Raw genomic sequence first — 14083 nt, 5'->3', positions numbered from 1 at the left:
ACTGGTTTAAATGCGCCTAAGTCGGGCGCATGAATTAGCGCAAAAGCGAATTGCAAAGGTCAGCCATGTTCCCCCCGATGCGCGCCATCATTTTTTCGGCGCTGATCTCGATCTTCGCGGCGGCAATCGCCACCGCCGACCAGCCGCTGGTGGTGGAGGTGGTCAAGGCACAGAACGTGTCCGATGACCGCACGTTTTCGCTGACGGGGGAGATCGCTGCGCGGGATACCCTTTCGGCTTCCTTTCCTTCCGGTGGACGCATTGCCGAAGTGTTGGTCGAAGAGGGCGACACGGTCACCGAGGGCACAGTGCTTGCCCGCATGCAGTCCGTTCAGCAGGAGCAGGCTGTCCGTGCCGCCGAAGCCGGTCTTTCGACCGCCGAGGCCGACCACCGGCAAGCGGTAGAGGATCTTGAACGCCAGACCGCCCTGCTCGAACGCGGTGCCACCACACGCATCAGCCGTGACGACGCCGAGGATGCATTGCGGATCGCCGAAGGCGGCCTCGCGCAGGCTCGCGCCGAACTCGACAGGGCGCACGATGCACTCGACGATACGGTGTTGCTCGCCCCCACCGACGCCACGATCATTGATCGCTCGGTGGAACCCGGTCAGGTCGTCGGCGCCGCCCAGCCGGTGATGACGCTGGCGTTAGGCGATGCCCTCGATGCCGTATTCGACGTTCCGGAGGTGCTGCTGACCACCGATCTGCCAAAACCTGAGGTCGAACTGACGCTGATCGACCATCCAGATGTAATCTTTGAGGGAATTGCCCGCGAAATGGCGCCCCTCGTCGATCCCGAAAAGGGCACCGTCGCCGTCAAGGTCACGATCACCGATCCTCCCCGGTTCGTAGCATACGGTGATGCCGTTCGCGGCACCGCCACCCGCACCGTTGCACCCTTTATCGCCCTGCCCTTCACATCGCTTTCGGCCAACTCCGACGGGCCTGCCGTCTGGATTGTCGATCCCGAAACGATGGCCGTGACGCTCAGAAATGTGGAGATCGACCGATTCGAGACCGGGCGCATCCTGCTCGCCAATGGCGTCGAAGAAGGTACGACCGTTGTCACCAAGGGGGCACAACTGCTCTATCCGGGCCGCATCGTTACTTACTCGGAGGCCGCACAGTGATACGCCGACTGGCCGCCATCCTCGTCTTCCTGCCGCTGTCCGCACTGGCCGAAGACGCCGCCGAGGTTTCGCAGGTGCCGCGTCCGGTGGTCACGGAGATCGTCAGTCTCACTGCCGCCACCGGCAACGACTACGTTGGCACCGTCGCCTCTCGGACCGGCACCGACCTGGGTTTCCCTCTGGCCGGACGCCTGGCGGAGCGCCCGGCGGGTGCCGCCGACCGGGTTGAGGCCGGCGACGTGCTGGCGAGGCTCGATCCCGAGACACTCGATGCCGATGTCCGTGCAGCCGAGGCCGGTGTCACCGTAGCACAGGCCCAATACCGTTCCGCAGAAGATGCCGAGGCACGGGCCCGTGAACTGGCGGCGCGTGGCGTTGATAGCGAAACCCGGCTGGAGGACGCGGGCCGCGCCCTCGTCGCCGCCGAGGCCCGCTTGGAACAGGCACAGGCAACACTCGCCCGTGCTGAGGACATGCGCAGCCTAGCCATCTTGCGGGCAGCGGAAAACGGCGTGATTACAGAAGTTTATGCCGAACCCGGTGCCGCCCTCGCAGCCGGCCAGGCAGTGCTGCGGCTGGCCGGCACCGACGAACGCGAGGTCGTCATAGACCTGACCGAACAGGATGTAGCCACTCTCGAAGTCGGCACCCGCTTCGATGCCCTGCTGGCGGTTGATCCACGCATCGCCGCCAACGCAATCCTGTCAAGGATCGATCCGGTGGCCGAACGTGCCACACGCACCCGACGCCTGCACCTGACACTGGTCGATCCGAGCGATGCCTTCCGCCTCGGCGCACTCGTTCGCGTGCGCCCCCAGGCCGATTCCGAAGCTACCTCGACACTTCCCCTCGCCGCCCTTGTCGACCCCGACGGATCGCCCTCTGTCTGGAAGGTTGACCGTTCCGACAGCACCGTTGTCCGCACCCCTGTGACCCTCGGAGAGGCCTTCGGCAGCCGCGTCCGCATCTTGCAAGGTATCGCGCCGGGCGACGAGGTGGTGATCAAGGGCATTCACTCGCTGTCTGACGGGCAGCATGTCGGCCGGAGAATAGAACCGTGAAATCCTTCAATCTCTCCGACTGGGCGCTCGATCACCGCTCCTTCGTCTGGTTCCTGATGATCGTCTCGGTCATCGCCGGCACGCTGTCCTATCTCAACATCGGCCGGGAAGAAGACCCGGATTTCTCGATCAAGACGATGGTGATCTCCGCCGCCCTGCCCGGCGCCGATGTGCAGGAGACCCGAACACAGGTAACCGACCGGATCGAGAAGAAGCTGGAGGATCTTCCCGAACTCGATTTCACCCGCTCGATCACCATACCCGGCCAGACGATCGTGTATGTCGAACTGCTGCCCACCACCGACGCCAGCGAACTGCCCCGTATCTGGCAGACGGTCCGCAACATGATCGGCGACATCCGCGGCGATTTCCCCGCCGAATTCGCAGGATTTCAGTTCAATGACACTTTCGGAGATGTCTTTGGCAACATCTTCGCCTTCACGTCGGACGGATTTTCCCACCGTGAGGTTCGCGACTACGTGGAAGATGTCCGCCGCACCGTTCAGGCGCTGGACGATGCCGGTAAGGTCGAGATTTTCGGCACCCGCGACGAGGTCATTTACCTTGAATTCTCCACCGAGCGCCTCGCGGCCCTCGGCCTCAACCAACAGGCCGTGCAGGCCACACTCTCCGCCCAGAACGCCATTCTCCCATCCGGTGTGATCGACGCAGGCCCCGAGCAGGTGCTCGTCCGCGTCGGCGGACAGTTCGCAGATGCCGGCAGCCTGGAGGACATCAACCTGCGCATCGACGGCCGCTTCTTCCGCCTGACGGACGTGGCGGAAATTCGCCGCGCCTATCAGGACCCGCCTTCGGAACTCTTCCATTTCAAAGGCAAAGAGGCGATCGGCCTCGCCGTCGGTATGCGCAAGGGCGCCAATATTCTCGAATTCGGCGAAGAGTTGAGCGACGTGATCGCGCGGGCACAGGCCGATCTGCCCATAGGCATCACCATCCATCAGGTCGCCGACCAGCCGCACGTGGTCGATGAAGCCGTAGGCCACTTCATTCAAGCGCTGGCGGAGGCCGTGCTCATCGTTCTCGCCGTCAGTTTCATCTCGCTCGGTCTCCGCGCCGGCTTTGTCGTCGCCCTCACCATTCCACTGGTGCTGGCGATCACTTTCGTCATTATGGAATACACCGGCATCACGCTGCAGCGCATCTCGCTTGGCGCGCTGATCATCGCCCTTGGCCTGCTGGTGGACGACGCGATGATCGCCATCGAGACGATGATCTCCCGCCTGGAAAAAGGCGAAAGCATGCGCAAGGCGGCCTCCTATGCCTGGACGAGCATCGCCTTTCCGATGCTTTCGGGCACGCTCGTGACCGTCGCCGGCTTCATCCCCATCGGCCTCAATTCCTCGGCGGCGGGCGAGTTCACCTTCTCGCTGTTCGTCGTCATCGCCGTCTCGTTGCTGGTCTCATGGGTCGTCGCCGTACTCTTCGCACCGCTGATCGGGGTGACGATGCTGTCCTCGAACATGCACAAACATGATGCGCAACCAGGTCGTCTGCGACGCGGCTTCCACCGCCTGCTGCGTGCTGCGATGCATTTCCGCTGGCTGACCATTGTCATAACCTTGGCCGTGTTCGCGCTCTCGATCTTCGGCATGCGCTTTGTCGAGCAGCAGTTCTTTCCCAATTCCGACCGCCCGGAACTGATTGTCGATATCACCCTCCCCCAGAATGCGTCCATCGCCGCGACAGAGGCGGAGATCGAGCGGCTGGAGACCTATCTCGACGGCAACGAACACGTCTCTTTCTGGTCTTCCTACGTCGGTCGCGGCGCTCCGCGTTTCCTACTCTCATTTGATACGCCGACCCCCGGGCCGAATACGGGCCAGATTGTGATCCAGACTCCGTCCGTCGAGGATCGCGATGCCCTTCGCATTCAACTGGACGAGGTGACACGCACCGAATTCCCGGGCGTCGATGCCTTCGTCAAACTGCTGGAAATCGGCCCGCCTGTGGGCCGGCCGGTCCAGTACCGAATTTCAGGACCTGACATCCTGATACTGCGCGACAGCGCCCGCGACTTCGCCGCCCTGTTAGGGCAGGACGAGCGGCTGACTGGCATCGTCATGGACTGGAACGAGCCCGCCCGCGTCGTCCGGGTAGAGATCCTGCAGGACAAGGCAAGGCAACTCGGCATTACCGCCAGCGACATCTCGACCGCGCTCAACGCAATCTACGACGGATCGAACGTCACCGAGTTGCGAGACCAATCGTACCTGATCGACATAGTCGCCCGCGGCAGCGAAGAGGATCGCAGCTCGGTCGAGGCCCTCGCAGACCTGCAACTCAATACCGCCAGCGGCACGACTATTCCGCTGCGTTCCGTCGCCACCTTCCCTGTCGCCACCGAGCAGCCCGTGATCCATCAGCGCAACAGGATACCGACGATTACCGTCAAGGGCGCCATCGCCACCGCCGATCAGCCGGCCACTGTCGTCGCCGATCTGGCCGACGCTGTCGCCGCCTTCAACGCCGATCTTCCCTTCGGCTACAGGGCGGAGGTCGGCGGCGCCGTCGAGACCAGCGCCGACAGTCAGGCACCCATAGCGGCCGTCGTGCCGCTCATGATCCTGATCATGCTCTTTCTTATCATGATCCAGATGCAGAGCTTCCGCCTCACCTTCGTCGTCCTCTGTGTCGCGCCCCTCGGCCTGATCGGTGTCGTCGCCGCCCTCCTGCCCTCTGGCGCACCGCTCGGATTTGTCGCGATTCTCGGCGTGCTGGCCCTGGTCGGCATCCTGATCCGCAATTCAATTATCCTCGTCCACGAAATCGAGGTCCTGCGCGAGAAAGGGCGGTCCGCATGGGATGCGGTCTTCGAGGCCAGCGACAGCCGGGCTCGCCCGATCCTGCTGACGGCCGCCGCAGCCAGTCTCGCGCTCATCCCCATCTCGCGCCAGATATTCTGGGGGCCGATGGCCTATGCGATGATGGGCGGCATCATCGCCGGCACGATCATCACACTGGTGTTCGTGCCCGCACTCTACCTCGCCGTCTTCCGTGTAAAACGCGAGGAACCGGCCCCGGCATCGGTGTCCGAATAGGCTTCAACCGCAATACGGGGTTGCCTGCGCGCCCGAAAACCGCACACTCTCCCACAAAACCAGAACAAGCGTAACAACCGGGAAAGTAACACCATGCGCCTCAAATCCACGCTGCTCGCGGCCAGCCTCGCCGCGCTCGCCACCGCTGCCACGGCAGACCCAGTCAAGGTCGGCATGATCACCACGCTTTCCGGCGGCGGCGCCGGCCTCGGCATCGACGTGCGCGACGGTTTCATGCTCGCGGTCAAGCAGTCCGGTAACACCGATATCGAGGTCGTCATCGAGGACGACCAGCAGAAACCGGACATCGCCGTGCAACTGGCCGACAAGATGATCCAGTCCGAGAAGGTGGACGTGCTGACCGGGATAATCTGGTCCAATCTTGCAATGGCCGTGATCCCCTCAGCGACCGCGCAGGGCAAATTCTACCTTTCGCCCAACGCCGGCCCGTCCCAGCTCGCCGGCAAGGGTTGCCATCCGCTTTACTTCAACGTCGCCTGGCAGAACGACAACCTGCATGAGGCGGCGGGGGCCTACGCCAACACTGCAGGTTTCACCAACACGTTTATCCTCGCGCCCAACTACCCGGCTGGCCAGGACGCTCTCACCGGCTACAAGCGCGAGTACGCAGGCGAGATCGCCGACGAGATCTATACGGATCTCGGCCAGACCGACTACGCCGCCGAAATCGCCCACATCCGCGCATCCGGTGCAGACAGCGTGTTCTTCTTCCTGCCTGGCGGAATGGGCATCTCATTCCTGAAACAATACGCAGACAGCGGCATCGACATTCCTGTCGTCGGCCCCGCCTTCAGTTTTGATCAGGGCATCCTGCAGGCTGTGGGTGACGCCGCACTCGGCGTGAAGAACACGTCGCAGTGGAGCAAGGATCTCGACGTGCCCGCCAACAAGGCCTTTGTCGAAAGCTTCCAGGCGGAGTACGATCGCCTTCCCTCGCTCTATGCTTCGCAGGGTTTCGACACCGCGCTGCTGCTGCTCTCAGCAATGGAAAAGGCGAATGTGAAAGACACCGCCGCCTTCCAGGCCGCACTGGAGGAAGCGGATTTCGACAGCACGCGTGGCACGTTCTCGTTCGGCCCGAACCACCATCCGATCCAGGATATCTACGTGCGTGAGGTCATCAAGGAAGGTGACGTCTACACCAACAAGATCGTTGACACGGCTCTGCTCGCCCACGGCGACGCCTATGCCGCCGAATGCGAGATGTAACCTACAGTTGCAGCCGTTTAACGATCCGATCAATGGGTGTGCCGTTCTTCAGCGGCACGCTCGGCACCACCGCATGATCCTTGAATCCCATCTTCGAATAGTAGGCCAGGCCCGGCACATTGTCGCCGCGGATGTGCGCGTCGATGGCCGTCAGCCCCGCGGCCTGCGACGACAGAACAGTGGCACGCAGCAGCGCCGTGCCGACGGCCCGGATGACCGGCGCCTGCCGCGCGAAGGTGGCGACCGAGCCGACGCCCGCCTCGTCTGTCGCGATCACGTACTGGAACCCGGCCACCGCCCCCTCGCCGTCGAGCGCGACATGCGCGAAGAGGCTCTCCGGCCGCTCCATCACTATGTCCGCAACCTCGGCCTCGCTCCGTTCATCCTCGAAGGCGGTCGTCCCGCCGATCGCGATGATCTCGTTCAGGATCGCCGCCATCTCCGGCACATCCTCCGCCCGTGCGGGCCGCACCTTTACACTTTCGCTCACCCCGGATCCTCCTTTTTCGGGCACAGTTCCGAAGCGATGCGCTGATGTCCAGTCTCCTTCTTGCCGAACAGGTGCTGAACGGGCTGCAACTGGGCATCATGCTGTTTCTCATGGCCGCCGGTCTCACGCTCGTCTTCGGCGTGATGGGCCTGATCAACCTCGCGCACGGCTCGCTCTACATGATCGGCGCCTTCGCCGCTGCAGCCACCGCCGCCGCCACCGGCTCGTTCTTTCTCGGGCTCATCGCGGCCCTTGCCGCCTCTGCCGCTGCCGGGGCGCTGGTCGAGGTCACGGTGATCCGTCGCCTTTATGCGCGCGACCATCTTGATCAGGTGCTCGCGACCTTCGCGCTGATCCTCATCTTCTCGGAAGGCACGCGTTGGGTCTTCGGCTCCTTCCCGCTCTACCTCTCGATCCCGCCCGTGCTGTCGGGCCCCGTCACCCTGCCCTTCGGCATCGAGTACCCGCTCTACCGCCTCGCGCTCATCGTCGCTGGCCTCGCCATCGCGGGCGGCCTGTTCCTGCTGGTGGGCCGCACCCGGCTCGGCATCCGCATCCGCGCGGGCGAAAGTGACCGCGAGATGATCGCGGCCCTCGGTGTCGACATCAGCCGCCTCTACACCATCGTCTTCGCGCTCGGCGCGGCGCTGGCCGGGCTGGCTGGTGCGCTCGTCGGGGCGATCCAGTCCGTGCAGGTGGGCATGGGCGAGCCGGTACTGATCCTTGCCTTCGTCACCATCGTCATCGGCGGCATCGGCTCCATCAAGGGCGCGCTTGTTGGCGCTTTGCTGGTGGGCCTCACGGATACGCTGGGCGGCCTATTCCTGCCCGCCGCCTTCGCCCTTTTCATGGAACCGTCGGCCGCCGCCTCCACCGGCGCGGCCCTCTCGTCCATGCTCATCTACATCCTGATGGCAGTCATCCTCATCCTGCGCCCCTCCGGGCTCTACGGCGCCCGCGCATGACCCGCGAGCGTATCCTCAACGCGGCCCTCCTCGCCGCCCTTGTCGCCGTGCCGCTCTGGGCATGGGTGGCGGACGAGCCTTTCATCATCACGCTTTGCACCAAGGTCGCCATCCTGGCGCTCGCAGGTGTTGGCCTGAATATCGCCCTTGGCCTCGGCGGGCTCGTCTCGCTCGGCCACGCGGCCTTCTTCGGTCTCGGCGGTTACGCGATGGGCATCCTCGCCAGCCACGCGCAAAGCTACACGCCCCTCACCGATTGGCCGGTCCTGATCGAGGGCACCAAATCGATGCCCATCATCTGGGCCACCGCCCTCGCCGCCTCCGGCCTTGCCGCGCTGGCCATCGGCGCGCTGTCGCTGCGCACCTCCGGCGTCTACTTCATCATGATCACGCTCGCCTTCGGCCAGATGTTCTTCTACTTCGCGATCAGCTGGCCCGCCTATGGCGGCGAGGACGGGTTGCCGATCTACGTGCGCAACGGCTTTCCCGGCCTCAACACGCTCGATCCGATCCAGTTCTACGGTCTTGCCCTCGCCGTGCTGCTCGCCGCCCTCGCCTTCGCAGCCATGCTCGCCCGCTCACCCTTCGGCCTTTCACTCAATGCCGCCCGGCAAGCCCACGCGCGGGTGGAGGCTGTCGGCCTCTCGCCCTACCGCCTCCGCCTTCTCGCCTTCACCCTCTCCGGCATGATCACCGGCCTTGCAGGCGCGCTCTATGCCGATCTCAACCGCTTCGTCTCTCCGGCCATGTTCTCTTGGCAAACCAGTGGAGAGATCATGATCCTCGTCATTCTCGGCGGCACCGCCCGCCTTTTCGGGCCGGTCGCGGGCGCGGCCCTGTTCATCCTGCTGGAAGAACTGCTCGGCGGCGTCTCGGATTATTGGCAGATCGCACTTGGCCTCATCCTGTTGGTGACGGTGCTCTTCGCCCCCGGCGGCCTGGTCGGCATCGCCGCCGGAAAGGCCCGGCCCCATGTCTGACCCGGTTCTGGAAACGCGCGGCCTCTCTAAGCGCTTCGGCGCACTCGAAGCCAGCAAATCTGTCTCCCTCACTCTTTGCCCCGGAGAAATCCATGCCCTCATCGGCCCCAACGGTGCGGGCAAATCGACCCTGATCGCCCAGATCGCCGGTGCACTGAAGCCAGACAACGGCAGCGTCCATCTCTGCGGCGAAGATATCACCCATCTTTCCACTCCTGCCCGCGCGCGCGCAGGCCTCGCCCGCACCTTTCAGGTATCGCAACTGGCGATGCAGGACACGGTACTGCAGAACGCTCTGCTCGGCGCAACCGCCACCAACGGTCGGCCCTTCCGTCTGTGGGGTCGTCCTGTGGACACTCTCCGCCAACGGGCGCAGGCCGCGCTCACCCGCGTCGGTCTTGCCGGGCAGGCCGCCACGCCCGTCTCCGCCCTCAGCCACGGCCAGCGCCGCCTGCTGGAACTCGCCATCGCCCTGACGCTGGAGCCAAAGGCCTTCCTCCTCGATGAACCCATGGCCGGGCTCGGCTCTGAAGGCTCCCAGAACATGACCGACTTTCTGGCCACACTCCGCACCCAAGCCCCGATCCTGTTGGTGGAACACGACATGGATGCCGTCTTCGCGCTGGCCGACCGCATCTCCGTCCTCGTCTACGGCGAAGTCATCGCCACCGGTACAACCGATGAGATCCGCGCCAATCCGGTGGTGCGCGAAGCCTATCTGGGGCAGGACGCATGAGCCTCTTGTCCCTTGAAAACGTCTCCGCCTCATACGGCCCCGCACAGGCGCTCTTCGGCGTTTCGCTGACTATTGCCGAAGGTGAGGCATTGGCACTCATGGGCCGCAACGGAATGGGCAAATCCACGACGGTGAAGGCGATCTGCCGCCTGCTGCCCGCGGGCGGCACAATTACCTTCGCCGGTCGGTCACTCGCCGACCTTCCCGCCCACAAGGCCGCCCGCCTCGGCATTGGCCTCGTGCCTGAAGGCCGCCGCTGCTTTCCGAACCTCTCCGTTTCCGAAAACCTCCTCGCCGCCGCCCGTCCCGGCCACTGGAACATGGCCCGTGTTACGGCGCTTTTTCCCCGCCTCGCCGAGCGCAGGGGCCAGAACGCCGCCACGCTCTCGGGCGGCGAACAGCAGATGCTCGCCATCTCCCGCGCCCTGATGACCAATCCGCGCCTTCTGATCCTCGACGAGGCGACGGAGGGCCTGGCCCCCCTTGTCCGGCAGGAAATCTGGGCAGCCATCGGCACGCTGAAAGCCGAGACCGGCCTTTCGCTCCTCATCATCGACAAGTCGCTGAAGGAACTTAGGTCGATCGCCGATACCGCCGTACTGCTGGAGCGCGGCACCTCCGTGTGGTCAGGGCCCATCTCCGGCCTGACACCCGATCTGGCAACCCGCTACCTCGGCATCTGAGACAGCAGCGCCGGCTGCAACCGGCCGATCACATCCCGTGCCAACGCCCGCGCCGCCGGCGTCAGGTCCGTCCCCGCCCGCTGGAAATAGGAATACCGCTCAACCTGCACCTGCATTGTCAGCGGCAAGGTCCGGATCTCGCTGCCCGGAAAGCCATCGGCCACAGAAGAGGCGATCGGCGCCACCGCGTTGGAATTGCGTACTGCCGCCAGCGTCGCGAGAAAGGAACTGGTGGACAGTACCGTCGCCGGCATCGCCAGCCCCTCAGCCCTCAGTGCCCGTTCCACCGTCTCACGCAACAGCGCCCTTTCGAACGGAAGAACCCACTCATAAGCCAGCGCCGCCTCCACCGGCAGCCGCCCCTGTCCAAGCAAGGGATGACCGGCACGCACGATGAAATCCACCGGCTCGTCAATCAGCGGTAATTCAACAAATTCTTCCGACGGCAGATGTGCGGGCCGCCGCGCCAGCGCGAAATCCAGCGTCCCGTCCAGCAGGCGCGGCATCAGGTCATCGCTGGTGCCGACGTCCACGCCTACCGCCACCTGTCCGTGGCTCAGACGGAAAGCCGCAATCGCCGGCAGCACGTATTCCACCGCCGGTCCGGTGACGGATCCCACACGCACCCGCCCCACGGCTCCGCTGCGCAGTTCCTCGATTTCCCGTCCGGCCAGATCGATCTCGCTCAGCATCCTCGCTGCCCGCTTCGCCAGCGCCGCCCCCTCCGCCGTCAGCCGCACGCCGCGCGCCGTCCGCAAATACAGTGGACAGCCCAGCAGCGCATCGAGTTCGCCGGCAAGACGCGACGCCGCAGGCTGGCTGATACCCACCCGCATCGCCGCGGCACTCAGGTTTTCCTCCTGCAGCACTGCGGCCAGCAGCCGGATGTGGGAAATCTTCAGGCCCTTATGCAATCTCTGGTCGAGCATGCCGAATCTCATATCAAAATTGGTATGACTCTATCTTATTTTCGCATTTGACTGATATGTCCACCCATGCCCATGATGCCGCAGGAAGCGGCCCAAGCAACGAGTCGCTCCGTTCAAAGTTTTACCCGTCACCGAGGCGGGTCTGGGAGGACATTATGAAATTTTTGACAACGGCCCTGGCCGCGACGGCACTCGTTGCGGGTATGGCAATTACCGCCCCCGTGGCGGCGCAGGACAAGGGCACCATTGGCATCGCCATGCCCACCAAATCCTCCGCCCGCTGGATTTCCGACGGTGCGTCCATGGTGGAACAGTTCGAAGCCGCCGGCTACGAGACCGATCTTCAGTATGCCGAAGACGACATTCCCAACCAGCTCGCCCAGATCGAAAACATGATCACCAAGGAAGTCGACGCGCTCGTAATCGCGGCCATCGACGGCACGACCCTGTCCAATGCCCTCGCCAACGCCGCCGCGCTCGACATCCCCGTCATTGCCTATGACCGGCTGATCCGCGACAGCGGCGACGTCAGCTACTACGCCACCTTCGACAACTTCAAGGTCGGCGTCCAGCAGGCGACCTCGCTCGTAGACGGCCTGAAGCAGCGCTTTGGCGACGGCCCCTACAACGTCGAACTCTTCGGCGGCAGCCCGGACGACAACAACGCCTATTTCTTCTATGATGGCGCCATGTCGGTCCTCCAGCCGCTGATCGACGATGGCACTGTCATCATTCAGTCCGGCCAGATGGGCATGGATACGGTCGGAACCCTCCGTTGGGATGGCGCGGTTGCGCAGGCGCGGATGGATAACCTTCTCTCCGCCCACTATACCGACCAGCCCGTCCACGGCGTCCTTTCGCCGTACGATGGCCTGTCCATCGGTATCCTTTCCTCGCTGAAAGGTGTCGGCTACGGCTCCGGCGACCAGCCGATGCCCATCGTTTCCGGTCAGGATGCGGAGGTACAGTCCGTGAAGTCCATCCTCGCGGGTGAGCAGTACTCCACGGTCTTCAAGGACACACGTGAACTCGCACGCGTCACAGTCGGTATGGTCGAGGCTCTGCTGGAAGGCGGTGAGCCGGAGATCAATGACACCGAAACCTACGACAACGGCGTCCTCGTCGTTCCCTCCTATCTGCTGGAGCCGGTTTCCGTCGATGCCTCCAACTGGGAAGAGATCCTGATCGGGTCCGGCTACTACACCAAAGACCAGATCGAGTAATCTGTCCACGCAACGCCGGGGCCCGCCGCGACATCTGCGGCGGGCTCTGCTGTCCTGAAGCAGAACCAGACATGCCAACCCTCCTCGAAATGCAATCCATCACCAAGACCTTTCCGGGCGTGAAAGCACTGGACGAGGTCTCTCTCTCGGTGGAGGAAGGCGAAATCCACGCTCTTGTTGGCGAAAACGGCGCCGGCAAATCGACGCTGATGAAGGTGCTTTCCGGCGTCTACCCCCATGGCTCCTACGAAGGCACGATCTCCTATGCAGGTGAGGAAGCCCGTTTTGGGTCCATCGGAGACAGCGAGAAGAAGGGCGTCATCATCATCCATCAGGAACTTGCCCTGATCCCGCTCCTCTCCATCGCCGAAAACATCTTTCTCGGCAACGAGGTCGCCACCAACGGTGTAATAAGCTGGCCCGAAACATTCGCCCGCACCGAGAAGCTCCTGCGCAAGGTCGGCCTCCGCGAAGCACCCACAACCATCGTCGACAAAATCGGCGTCGGCAAACAGCAATTGGTAGAGATCGCCAAGGCGCTCTCCAAAGACGTGCGACTGCTGATCCTCGACGAGCCCACGGCGGCCCTGCAAGAGAATGACAGCGCCGCCCTGATGGACCTGCTGCTGGAACTGAAGCGCCAGGGCATCACCTCCATCCTCATCAGCCACAAACTCAATGAGGTCGAGCGTGTGGCCGACACCATCACCGTCATCCGCGACGGCCGTTCCATCAGCACCCTGAACGCCAAGGCCGGGGAAATCAGCGAGGAACGCATCATCCGCGACATGGTCGGCCGCGACATGTCCCACCGCTACCCGGACCGCGTGCGCAACCCCGGCGAGACACTCTTCGAGGTGAAGGACTGGTCCGTCTGGCACCCCGAGCACGCCGAACGTCAGGTGATCAAGAACGCCAATTTCACGGTGCGCGCCGGAGAGATCGTCGGCATCGCCGGCCTCATGGGCTCTGGCCGCACCGAACTGGCAATGAGCCTCTTCGGTCGCAGCTATGGCAAGAACATCTCTGGCGAAGCCCGGCTTCGCGGACAGCCCATCGACATCTCCACCGTTGATCGCGCCATCGCCGCCGGCCTTGCCTACGTGACGGAGGACCGGAAATCGCTCGGGCTGATCCTGGAGGAGCCGATCAGCCGAAATATCACGCTCGCCAATCTCGCCGGCGTCTCGCAGAACGCCGTTCTTTCCGAGGGGCGCGAGCAGCAGGTGGCCGAGAAATACCGCAAGGCCATGAACATTCGTACGCCCGGCGTTCACCAGAGAGTGATGAACCTCTCGGGCGGCAACCAGCAGAAGGTCGTACTGTCCAAGTGGCTGTTCACCGAACCCGACGTGCTGATCCTCGACGAGCCGACACGCGGCATCGACGTCGGCGCAAAATACGAAATATACAGCATCATGAACGATCTGGCCGCCGAGGGCCGGGGCGTCGTCATGATATCCTCGGAAATGCCTGAACTGCTCGGCATGTGCGACAGGATATACGTGATGAACGAAGGCGCACTGGTTGGTGAGCTTTCGGCCGAGGAGGCCAGCCAGGAACGCATCATGTCGTTCATCGTGCGCAGGTAGGA

12 protein-coding genes are annotated in these 14083 nt (G+C 63.7%); 10 read left to right on the top strand and 2 right to left on the bottom strand.

The window, feature by feature from the left end; translation table 11 throughout:
- Positions 1-65 precede the first annotated feature (65 nt).
- The 4 genes from GO499_RS03130 to GO499_RS03115 all read left to right on the top strand — a co-directional run bounded on the left by GO499_RS03130 (position 66) and on the right by GO499_RS03115 (position 6483).
- On the top strand, positions 66-1133 hold the full coding sequence (locus GO499_RS03130; protein ID WP_161860825.1) for an efflux RND transporter periplasmic adaptor subunit: 1068 nt from the start codon (positions 66-68) through the stop codon (positions 1131-1133).
- A complete protein-coding gene (locus GO499_RS03125; RefSeq protein WP_161860824.1) occupies positions 1130-2194 on the top strand; it encodes an efflux RND transporter periplasmic adaptor subunit in 1065 nt (354 codons plus the stop codon). The genes GO499_RS03130 and GO499_RS03125 overlap by 4 nt, the downstream gene beginning before the upstream one ends.
- The gene (locus GO499_RS03120; RefSeq protein ID WP_161860823.1) at positions 2191-5253 is read left to right on the top strand and encodes an efflux RND transporter permease subunit; all 3063 of its coding nucleotides are present in this window, start codon (positions 2191-2193) and stop codon (positions 5251-5253) included. The genes GO499_RS03125 and GO499_RS03120 overlap by 4 nt, the downstream gene beginning before the upstream one ends.
- Before the next feature lie 93 nt (positions 5254-5346).
- Positions 5347-6483 carry an ABC transporter substrate-binding protein gene (locus GO499_RS03115; RefSeq protein ID WP_161860822.1) on the top strand — a complete coding sequence of 379 codons (1137 nt, stop codon included), beginning with the start codon at positions 5347-5349 and terminating at the stop codon, positions 6481-6483.
- Position 6484: 1 nt separating this feature from the next.
- On the opposite strand, the gene GO499_RS03110 is transcribed toward GO499_RS03115, so the two are convergent.
- On the bottom strand, positions 6485-6973 hold the full coding sequence (locus GO499_RS03110) for a GNAT family N-acetyltransferase (RefSeq protein ID WP_284154874.1): 489 nt from the start codon (positions 6971-6973) through the stop codon (positions 6485-6487).
- 44 nt (positions 6974-7017) lie between these two features.
- Here GO499_RS03110 and GO499_RS03105 point away from each other — a divergent pair, with 44 nt between their 5' ends.
- From GO499_RS03105 to GO499_RS03090, 4 genes are read left to right on the top strand one after another with little or no spacing between them, the layout of a single operon-like run.
- On the top strand, positions 7018-7938 hold the full coding sequence (locus GO499_RS03105; protein WP_161860821.1) for a branched-chain amino acid ABC transporter permease: 921 nt from the start codon (positions 7018-7020) through the stop codon (positions 7936-7938).
- Entirely contained in the window at positions 7935-8918 is a 984-nt protein-coding gene (locus GO499_RS03100; protein WP_161860820.1) for a branched-chain amino acid ABC transporter permease, read from the top strand. The genes GO499_RS03105 and GO499_RS03100 overlap by 4 nt, the downstream gene beginning before the upstream one ends.
- Positions 8911-9654: an ABC transporter ATP-binding protein gene (locus GO499_RS03095; RefSeq protein WP_161860819.1), complete on the top strand. Its 744-nt coding sequence runs from the start codon at positions 8911-8913 to the stop codon at positions 9652-9654. The genes GO499_RS03100 and GO499_RS03095 overlap by 8 nt, the downstream gene beginning before the upstream one ends.
- Positions 9651-10337 carry an ABC transporter ATP-binding protein gene (locus GO499_RS03090; RefSeq protein ID WP_161860818.1) on the top strand — a complete coding sequence of 229 codons (687 nt, stop codon included), beginning with the start codon at positions 9651-9653 and terminating at the stop codon, positions 10335-10337. The genes GO499_RS03095 and GO499_RS03090 overlap by 4 nt, the downstream gene beginning before the upstream one ends.
- Here GO499_RS03090 and GO499_RS03085 read toward each other — a convergent pair.
- Entirely contained in the window at positions 10322-11266 is a 945-nt protein-coding gene (locus GO499_RS03085) for a LysR family transcriptional regulator (RefSeq protein ID WP_161860817.1), read from the bottom strand. The genes GO499_RS03090 and GO499_RS03085 overlap by 16 nt on opposite strands.
- Before the next feature lie 155 nt (positions 11267-11421).
- On the opposite strand from GO499_RS03085, the gene chvE reads away from it, so the two are divergent.
- Positions 11422-12489: a multiple monosaccharide ABC transporter substrate-binding protein gene (gene chvE, locus GO499_RS03080; RefSeq protein ID WP_161860816.1), complete on the top strand. Its 1068-nt coding sequence runs from the start codon at positions 11422-11424 to the stop codon at positions 12487-12489.
- Between the two features lie 71 nt (positions 12490-12560).
- The gene (gene mmsA, locus GO499_RS03075; protein ID WP_161860815.1) at positions 12561-14081 is read left to right on the top strand and encodes a multiple monosaccharide ABC transporter ATP-binding protein; all 1521 of its coding nucleotides are present in this window, start codon (positions 12561-12563) and stop codon (positions 14079-14081) included.
- Positions 14082-14083: the final 2 nt, after the last annotated feature.

This window comes from Algicella marina, assembly GCF_009931615.1.
Taxonomy (GTDB): Bacteria; Pseudomonadota; Alphaproteobacteria; order Rhodobacterales; family Rhodobacteraceae; genus Algicella; species Algicella marina.
The sequence above is the reverse complement of the archived record's forward strand: the minus strand, read 5'-3'. Positions and strand labels throughout refer to the sequence as shown.

Excerpts from the sequence above, each read along its gene's own strand:
- GO499_RS03130 (WP_161860825.1), top strand. The coding sequence starts at position 66 with ATGTTCCCCCCGATGCGCGCCATCATTTTTTCGGCGCTGATCTCGATC.
- GO499_RS03115 (WP_161860822.1), top strand. The coding sequence starts at position 5,347 with ATGCGCCTCAAATCCACGCTGCTCGCGGCCAGCCTCGCCGCGCTCGCC.
- GO499_RS03105 (WP_161860821.1), top strand. The coding sequence starts at position 7,018 with ATGTCCAGTCTCCTTCTTGCCGAACAGGTGCTGAACGGGCTGCAACTG.
- GO499_RS03100 (WP_161860820.1), top strand. The coding sequence starts at position 7,935 with ATGACCCGCGAGCGTATCCTCAACGCGGCCCTCCTCGCCGCCCTTGTC.
- GO499_RS03095 (WP_161860819.1), top strand. The coding sequence starts at position 8,911 with ATGTCTGACCCGGTTCTGGAAACGCGCGGCCTCTCTAAGCGCTTCGGC.
- GO499_RS03090 (WP_161860818.1), top strand. The coding sequence starts at position 9,651 with ATGAGCCTCTTGTCCCTTGAAAACGTCTCCGCCTCATACGGCCCCGCA.
- GO499_RS03085 (WP_161860817.1), bottom strand. The coding sequence starts at position 11,266 with ATGCTCGACCAGAGATTGCATAAGGGCCTGAAGATTTCCCACATCCGG.
- chvE (WP_161860816.1), top strand. The coding sequence starts at position 11,422 with ATGAAATTTTTGACAACGGCCCTGGCCGCGACGGCACTCGTTGCGGGT.
- mmsA (WP_161860815.1), top strand. The coding sequence starts at position 12,561 with ATGCCAACCCTCCTCGAAATGCAATCCATCACCAAGACCTTTCCGGGC.